The following is a 6,264-nucleotide window of genomic DNA, read 5'->3' as shown; positions in this document are numbered from 1 at the left end:
ATACAACCCCCCCTGTTAATAATCGACCTAATCAATCTCGTCCTTTAGTAATCATCGATCCTGGCCATGGCGGTAGAGACCCAGGCGCCGTGGGTATTGCAGGTTTACGGGAAAAAGATGTTATTTTGCCTATTTCCTTAGAAGTTGTAAGAATTTTGGAACAACAAGGCATCCAAGCGCGTCTAACTCGTAATAATGATACTTTTATCAGTTTGGAGGGACGTACTACCATGGCCAATGGCCTTAATGCTGATTTATTTGTAAGCATCCATGCTAACGCCATTAGTATGAGTCGCCCTGATGTCAACGGCTTGGAAACTTATTATTTTCAAAGTGGTCGTAATTTAGCTAATGTTATTCATCGTAATATTTTACAAAGACTAAATATACGCGATCGTCGAGTACGTCAGGCAAGGTTTTACGTACTTCGTAACGCTAGAATGCCCTCTGTATTGGTGGAAACTGGATTTGTTACGGGGAGAGAAGATGCTGCCCGTTTACGAGATCCTAACTTTCAAAGACAAATGGCCCAAGGTATTGCCGCAGGTATTGTGGAATATGTTAGAACCAATCGACTATAAGCAAATCTCCATGACATACTTTTAAAGTTTTACCCTCAAAGGCGAGATGTCCACGGATGAAGTAATCATTTCATCCCCAGCCTTTTTTGTTGTTCATTGTGATCGTAATTATAAAAACTATGTTTTAATCTTTGATTTAAATACTTTTTGTTTGTTGAGAAAATTTGTGGATAAAAATTTTTATCCTGATTTATTCTTGTGTTGAAATATATTAACCTTGAAGGTAAACTGATTTTTAAATGTATCATTTTATTACATAAACTAAAATCAGTGGAAATCTTCATTGAGAAAAGATTACATTTGATTAGAAACAAATAATTAAAGGACTGATAAAAGCATTAAATACTGTTGTCATAAGATGCTTTTTTAAATATTCGGTAATAATTTTAACCGTTTTTTTATCATTACTAAACCGTTTATTTGTTCTATATATTTAATTCCTCACAAAATATTTACAATCTTGAGTAAATTTGCTTATATTATATTAATTTCAATGGAAATAATAACTAAATTTATGACAAATGCGTTTAATAACAGGATAGGTGTATTCGATAGCGGGGTGGGTGGGTTAACGGTATTACGGCAGATATATCGTCAGTTACCCCAAGAATCTATTTTGTATTTTGGAGACACGAAACGTTTACCCTATGGTACGAAGTCTGCCCAAGAAATTTTACAATTCGTCAGAGAGATTCTTTATTGGATGCAACAAGAGGGAGTCAAAATGGTGATTATGGCTTGTAATACTAGCTCTGCCCTTGCCCTTGAGGAAGTGAGGACGGAATTTAATTTCCCTATCCTTGGTTTAATTCACCCCGGCGCAAAAGCCGCCATCAAACAGGGTAAGAGAATTGGGGTGATTTCTACGGTGGCAACGGCTTCTAGTAATGCTTATCGTAATGCCATCAATGAACTTGAACCTGATACGAAGGTTTGGCAAATTGGTTGTCCTGAGTTTGTCCCTTTAATTGAACAAAATAAGATTTATGAACCTTATACCAAGGAAGTTGCCCAAAAATATCTTGAGCCTTTATTAAGGAATAGAATTGATACTTTGGTTTATGGCTGTACTCACTATCCCCATTTAGAAGGGGTTTTTAAGGAGATTTTACCATCCTACGTGAAGTTAGTCGATCCTGCCTATGCGGTGGTTAGGGCCATTGCTAAGGAGTTGGAAATTAATGGATTACGTAATCGGGAAAATGCTTTGGCTACTCGTTTTTGTGTTAGTGGTAATCCCGAGGAGTTTGCCCAAGCCTCTAAGGGATGGTTAGGTTTTACCCCTAATGTAGAACAAATTCACTTACAACCTCATTTTGAGGTGATTAATAATTCTGGGGAAATTAGAGATTCTCAAGATGATGTTTATGCAGAAAGTTTGATTGCTTAATTTTTGTGGTTGAGCAACAAAGGTTATTGATGATAATTGTGGGGGCGTAGTGGGTTACGTCCCTATTGTCTGTTTTATTGTTGTTATTTTTGCTAATGGAAAATGAGCCAAACCTATCAGACTACGGCGATTATACTTAAACAAAAGCCCTTTGGGGAAAATGATTTATTGGTGACTATTTTTTCTCCTGAGAGGGGGTTAGTAAGGGCGATCGCCCCAGGGGCAAGGAAATATAAATCAAGACTAAGGGGCAGAATTCAACCCCTAGTAATTAATGAATTTTTAGTAGTAAAAGGAACAAGTTTAGATCGACTAATTCAAGCAGAAACAAAAGAATCATATCCCAAATTAAGTCAAAACTTAGGCAAGTTAACTATCAGTCAATACTTAGCAGAAATCATCCTTAATTTAGCCCTCATCGAACAACCCCAACAAGAATTATATAATACTTTTAATCGATATTTAAAAACCTTAGAACAATTAGATATTAAAAGTAACTTAACCCCCCATCTGGCCCAAGGAGTTTTTAATGTTTTAACCCTTACAGGTATAGCCCCTGAGGTTAATTATTGTCTCCGTAATCAAACCCCCCTAATTCCTAACTTATCTCAATCTCATTGGCGTATAGGATTTAGTTTTTACCATGGAGGTTTCATAGAATTATCTGCTCTAAATAATGATAAAAAAGAACCGATTAACGCTAAATTCAGTGGCCTAGAATTATGTCTTTTACAATGTTTAGCCCATCGAAACTTAGAGAATATAGAAAAAGAAATAAAACAAATATACTCTCAAAAAGACATTGATAGAGCATGGATGAACATTGAAAGGAACTTGACAAAGTATATAGAATTTTATTTAGGATATACTTTAAAATCAGCGGAGATGGTTAATTTTGCCTTAAACTACCCCGCCCCATAATCACCAACCGTTAAGCTACTTTTTCATTTAGCCCCAATTATCAGATCTCAAAAAGGATTATCATATATGAAAGGGTATCCATGAAATAAATAATAAACCATAATTACATTGACCATATCTTCAATGACTCAAACCAAGCAACAAAAATGGTGCGTCACAAAAATAAGTCTTCATTAATTATGGCAACATTTATAGAACCCTTTTTTATTTATTGAATATTTTATAGTTAAATAATGACACTCAATAACACCTTAATTCCTGCCCCCTCAGCAGACATAGCTTCTATTCCCCACCGTATTGCCGCCATCAGTCGTGATACAAAGGAAACCGATGTTAAGGTAGAAGTTAATTTAGATGGGACGGGAAAATGCAATGTTAATACGGGAGTACCCTTCCTTGACCATATGTTACACCAATTATCTTCCCATGGCTTACTTGATTTAGATATTCAGGCCACAGGAGACATAGAAATTGATGACCATCATACCAATGAAGATGTCGGTATTACCCTTGGAATGGCCATAGCTAAGGCGGTGGGTAACAGGAAAGGAATTAATCGTTTTGGGCATTTTATCGCCCCTTTAGATGAAGCGTTGGTACAAGTTAGCCTTGACTTTTCAGGACGACCCCATTTGAGTTATGGTTTAGATATACCTACCCAAAGGGTTGGTAATTATGATACTCAATTGGTTAGGGAATTTTTTGTAGCCATTGTTAATCATTGTCAGATTACTCTACATATTCGCCAGTTGGATGGTATTAACTCTCATCACATTATTGAGGCAACTTTTAAGGCTTTTGCCAGGGCGATGCGCATGGCTTTAGAATATGATGTTCGTCGTTTGAATGAAATTCCTAGTTCTAAGGGTGTTTTATAAGGAAAGTATGATATTAGGTAGATAAATCTCACCGTAGGGCAACATATTGATAACCATAGGCTAAAAAAAAGATTGGTTACGCCCACGGAGATTAATTTAGTGGCTATAAATTGGGAGGTAAAGTTATTTATTTTCTAGCGTTGTTTGTTGTAAGGTCACTATAAACTGATTTTATATTCTAGTTTATGGCGATTTATTAATAAATAGTTAAGATGAACGGATTTTTGTTTTTATCCTGTCTAAGATAGAGATTTCAGCATAACAAACTCATTGTTTAACATCTTGATTTGTATGGATTGTTAATTATTTTTATTAAATATTTGTCAATTCTAAAAATAATATTTAGAGGAAAATTTATCATGTCTCAGAAAAGAAAATATTTATTAGTTGTTTCTAGTCAACCCTATACCGGAAAAACCGCAACTATTTTGGGTATAGCCCATCAACTACGACAAAGGGGAATCAGGTTAGGTTACGCTAAGCCCATTGGCACTTGTTTTAATGATTTGGATACGACTCAAGATGAACAAGATATAAGTTTTATTACCCAGACTTTGGATTTATCTTCTGCTCAAATTAAGTCTCCCTTGGTGTTATTAAACCAAAAAACCATTACCGATGCTTTAGGTAGTCAGGGGGATAGTGATATTGATGTTCTTGATTATTGTAACTCCATTGAGGGAGATTTACTTTTGGTAGAGGGGGCGGGGAATTTGTCTCAGGGTTATTTATTTAATCTTTCTAGCCCTGAAGTTGCCGAAAAGATAGATGCTTCTGTGTTGTTGGTGGTGAAGTATGATGCCCTACAAATTGTTGATCAAATTCTTTGTGCGCAACAAATGTTTGGCGATCGCCTCTTAGGTGTTACAATCAATAGTATTCCCCATGATCAACTAGATACCATGACCAATATTATTAAACCTTTCTTGGAAAGTCGTGGGGTTGATGTTTTAGGGATGTTACCCACCGATAGATTATTACAGAGTGTTAGTGTCAGGGAATTAGTGGCACAATTAAAAGCTAATGTGTTGTGTCGTCCTGATCGTCTAGATTTAATGGTAGAAAGTTTAACGGTAGGGGCGATGAATGTTAACTCTGCTTTAGAATATTTCCGTCAACGACAAAATATGGCGGTGGTGACAGGGGGCGATCGCACCGATTTACAATTAGCCGCCCTAGAAAGCTCTACAAACTGCCTAATTTTAACGGGACACATCCCCCCTCAACAACTAATTTTAGCAAGGGCTGAAGACTTAGAAATACCGATTTTAACCGTGGATTTTGATACCCTCACCACCGTAGAAATTGTCGATCAAGCCTTCGGCACAGTACGTCTCCAAGAAACCATCAAAGTTGAGTGCGTACAACAATTAATAGAAGAACATTTCAACCTAGATAAATTATTAACAAAAATTGGTTTAAATTAAAATTTCAAAATCATCACAGGGGGCTTAAACCCCTTGTCGCCCCATCACCTAAAACCTGTACGGACGTAGAATGGTACGTCCCTACCATACTGATAAATCCCGAGCTGAGGTTCATGATTAATCTGGCATCGCTTCAATGGTGTTGGTTAAAACCCCAATACTTTCAATTTCCACACTGACGGTGTCGCCGATTTGCATGGGGGCAATACCTTCGGGAGTGCCTGTTAAAATAACATCCCCTGGTAAGAGAGTCATAATCTGAGAGATATGGGCAACTATTTCGGGGGCAGAAAAGACCATATCTTCGAGAAGGGCAGACTGTTTGGGAGTGTCTTCGTCATTAATAATGGTTTCTAACCTTGCCCCTGAGGTCAATTCCCGAACAATCCATGGGCCCAGGGGGCAAAAAGTGTCAAATCCTTTCGCCCTTGTCCATTGTCCGTCTTTTTTCTGTAAATCTCGAGCCGTAACGTCATTAGCAATGGTGTAACCCCATATTTTGCTTTTTGCTTCTTCTATGGTGCAATTTTTGGTGCGATCGCCTATGATAACCGCCAATTCCCCCTCGAAATCTACCCTCTGAGACTGTTTAGGATAATAGATAACTTGTTCATGGGCAATAATAGAAGAAGGAGGCTTGAGAAAGATAAGAGGCTCTTTGGGTACTTCAGAACCCATTTCCGCCGCATGGGAGGCGTAATTTTTGCCCACAGCGATGATTTTGGAAGGGGCGCAAGGGGCTAATAAGAGATAGTCATCCACCTCTAAAACTAAGTCTGTTTCAGTGCCATCTAGCCATGGTGGAGCATCCAAAACCTGAACACTACGGTCAAGTTGTAGTTTGCCGTAATATGTTTGTCCTTTTTTGGTTTTAACCCTTACATAACGCTGTGCCATGATATAAATTCTAAAAATTAGATATTAAATTTTATGGATAATGAAGTTTTTTATGATCAAAAATAAATTGGTCGTAAACAACGATAAACCATCAAAATAACTGGTAAAAAATACTCCTAGGTAATGCTATAGTAAAATCACTAAGATTTCAATACATAGCTAAGACCGAA

6 protein-coding genes are annotated in these 6,264 nt (G+C 37.1%); 5 read left to right on the top strand and 1 reads right to left on the bottom strand.

Going from position 1 to position 6,264, the window contains the following annotated elements; all coding sequences use genetic code 11:
• The 5 genes from IQ215_RS10080 to IQ215_RS10060 all read left to right on the top strand — a co-directional run.
• Positions 1-581: N-acetylmuramoyl-L-alanine amidase family protein (locus tag IQ215_RS10080; RefSeq protein WP_193801178.1), on the top strand; the 581-nt coding region annotated here is incomplete at its 5' end.
• A gap of 514 nt (positions 582-1,095) precedes the next feature.
• Entirely contained in the window at positions 1,096-1,971 is an 876-nt protein-coding gene (murI, locus tag IQ215_RS10075; RefSeq protein WP_193801177.1) for a glutamate racemase, read from the top strand.
• Positions 1,972-2,073: 102 nt separating this feature from the next.
• Positions 2,074-2,892 carry a DNA repair protein RecO gene (gene recO / locus IQ215_RS10070; protein ID WP_193801176.1) on the top strand — a complete coding sequence of 273 codons (819 nt, stop codon included), beginning with the start codon at positions 2,074-2,076 and terminating at the stop codon, positions 2,890-2,892.
• A gap of 233 nt (positions 2,893-3,125) precedes the next feature.
• Complete coding sequence (gene hisB, locus IQ215_RS10065) at positions 3,126-3,770, top strand: imidazoleglycerol-phosphate dehydratase HisB (protein WP_193801175.1); 645 nt, start codon at positions 3,126-3,128, stop codon at positions 3,768-3,770.
• A 359-nt stretch (positions 3,771-4,129) separates the two neighbouring features.
• A complete protein-coding gene (locus IQ215_RS10060; protein ID WP_193801174.1) occupies positions 4,130-5,197 on the top strand; it encodes a phosphotransacetylase family protein in 1,068 nt (355 codons plus the stop codon).
• A gap of 117 nt (positions 5,198-5,314) precedes the next feature.
• Here the strand turns inward: IQ215_RS10060 and IQ215_RS10055 are convergent, their stop codons facing one another.
• Positions 5,315-6,094 carry a fumarylacetoacetate hydrolase family protein gene (locus IQ215_RS10055; RefSeq protein ID WP_193801173.1) on the bottom strand — a complete coding sequence of 260 codons (780 nt, stop codon included), beginning with the start codon at positions 6,092-6,094 and terminating at the stop codon, positions 5,315-5,317.
• Positions 6,095-6,264 lie beyond the last annotated feature (170 nt).

The sequence above is a fragment of the Cyanobacterium stanieri LEGE 03274 genome, assembly GCF_015207825.1.
GTDB classification, from domain to species: domain Bacteria; phylum Cyanobacteriota; class Cyanobacteriia; order Cyanobacteriales; family Cyanobacteriaceae; genus Cyanobacterium; species Cyanobacterium stanieri_B.
This window is presented reverse-complemented; position numbering and strand designations above follow the sequence as displayed.

Excerpts from the sequence above, each read along its gene's own strand:
- murI (WP_193801177.1), top strand. The coding sequence starts at position 1,096 with ATGACAAATGCGTTTAATAACAGGATAGGTGTATTCGATAGCGGGGTG.
- recO (WP_193801176.1), top strand. The coding sequence starts at position 2,074 with ATGAGCCAAACCTATCAGACTACGGCGATTATACTTAAACAAAAGCCC.
- hisB (WP_193801175.1), top strand. The coding sequence starts at position 3,126 with ATGACACTCAATAACACCTTAATTCCTGCCCCCTCAGCAGACATAGCT.
- IQ215_RS10060 (WP_193801174.1), top strand. The coding sequence starts at position 4,130 with ATGTCTCAGAAAAGAAAATATTTATTAGTTGTTTCTAGTCAACCCTAT.
- IQ215_RS10055 (WP_193801173.1), bottom strand. The coding sequence starts at position 6,094 with ATGGCACAGCGTTATGTAAGGGTTAAAACCAAAAAAGGACAAACATAT.